The sequence below is a fragment of the Sulfitobacter sp. HI0129 genome, from assembly GCF_001635395.1.
GTDB lineage: Bacteria > Pseudomonadota > Alphaproteobacteria > Rhodobacterales > Rhodobacteraceae > Sulfitobacter.
Map to the genome: position 1 here is coordinate 1 of NZ_LWGH01000670.1, position 1,392 is coordinate 1,392.

2 protein-coding genes are annotated in these 1,392 nt (G+C 64.9%); one reads left to right on the plus strand and one right to left on the minus strand.

Annotation, left to right across the window (positions count from 1 at the left end; genetic code table 11):
• The coding region (locus A3764_RS25285) for a hypothetical protein (RefSeq protein WP_067951817.1) at positions 1-1,289 on the plus strand (1,289 nt) is incomplete at its 5' end.
• Here the strand turns inward: A3764_RS25285 and A3764_RS26265 are convergent.
• Positions 1,286-1,390, minus strand: coding sequence for a DUF2474 family protein (locus tag A3764_RS26265; RefSeq protein ID WP_082865972.1), 105 nt, complete (start codon positions 1,388-1,390; stop codon positions 1,286-1,288). The genes A3764_RS25285 and A3764_RS26265 overlap by 4 nt on opposite strands.
• Between the last annotated feature and the right edge of the window lie 2 nt (positions 1,391-1,392).

Consider the following 1,392-nt stretch of genomic DNA (forward strand, 5'->3'; position numbering starts at 1 on the left):
GCCAGTTGGGGCGTCTGGCCGATCTGGCGGAGGAACGCGGCCACCGGCTGCACATATATAACAGCGCCCCCGTGGTTGATGTCGCCCGTGTCGCGGGCGGCTACACCGTTACCGCGCTGAAGGAGGGCGAGTTGCTTTCCTTCTCGGCCCGATCCGTCGTGCTGGCCACTGGCCATGTCTGGCCGGAGGACGATCCCGAGCATGGCTATTATGGCTCGCCCTGGCCCAGCGTGAAACTGCACGCCATACCGGCGACGGATATCGGTATCCTCGGCTCCTCGCTCAGCGGGATCGATGCGGCGCTTTCCATCGCCTGCGCCCATGGACGCTTCGAAGAGGGTGGCAGCCGCTACGTACCGGGGCCGGAGGCGGAGGGCCTGCACATCACCCTCATGTCCCGCAAGGGGCTGCTGCCGGAGGCCGACTTCTGGTGCGACCTGCCCTATCTGCCGCTTGAATATGCGACGCCCGAACGTATCGAGGCCCTACAGCAGCGCCCCGAAGGCTACGACACCGAAGACCTGTTCGATCTGCTGCGCGAAGAGATCACCGCGAATGACCCCGAATATGCCGCAGCGATCGACCTGCCGTCGCTGACGCTCGAACATTTCGCGGATGCCTATTTCGCGCCCCGAATGGGCAAGGACCAGTTCGCGCTCGCCGCGGCGAACCTCGAAGAGGTGGAGCGCAACGTGAACAAGCGTACGACGGTGCCATGGCGCTACGCCATCCTGCGGATGCATGAGACGCTGGCCCCGCTGCTGCCGGGCATGTCCGGACACGAACGGCAGCGGTTCAAGACATATCTGGCCCCCGTCTTCATCGACAATTACGCCGCAGTTCCGCCCCAGACCATTCGCCGCCTGCTCGCCCTCGCCAGAACGGGGAGCCTTTCCGTCGTTTCGGTTGAAGATGACTGCGAGGTTCTGCCGCCTACGGGCAAGGAACCGACCCGGCTGCGCGAAGAAGGGGGAGAGCGGCGTTTCGACTATTTCGTGGACTCGCGCGGCCAGTCCACACTACCCGCCTCCGCCCTGCCCTTTCCCACGCTGCTCGAACAATTGCAGGCCGACCCGGAGGCGCCGCTGCCGGTCTCCCCCTCCTTTGGGCTATCGGGGCCTGACGATACGTGGCGGGGGCTTTACTGCGCGGGTCTGCCCTTCGTCATGCATCTTTTTCCCTTCGCCCAAGGGATCACCGTCAGCCACGAATTCGGCGAGGTTCTGGCGAAAGGGGTCGACAGCGACCGCCGCGCGCATGACGAATTGACCGATCAGGCCGTTGCCTAGGGCACCAGTACGCTGCGGATGACATAGGCTACGAGGCCGAGGAGCGCGACGCTGCCGATCCAGATCGCCGCGAACCAGCCCAGACGCATCAGCCAGCGCATCA

Excerpts from the sequence above, each read along its gene's own strand:
- A3764_RS26265 (WP_082865972.1), bottom strand. The coding sequence starts at position 1,390 with ATGCGCTGGCTGATGCGTCTGGGCTGGTTCGCGGCGATCTGGATCGGC.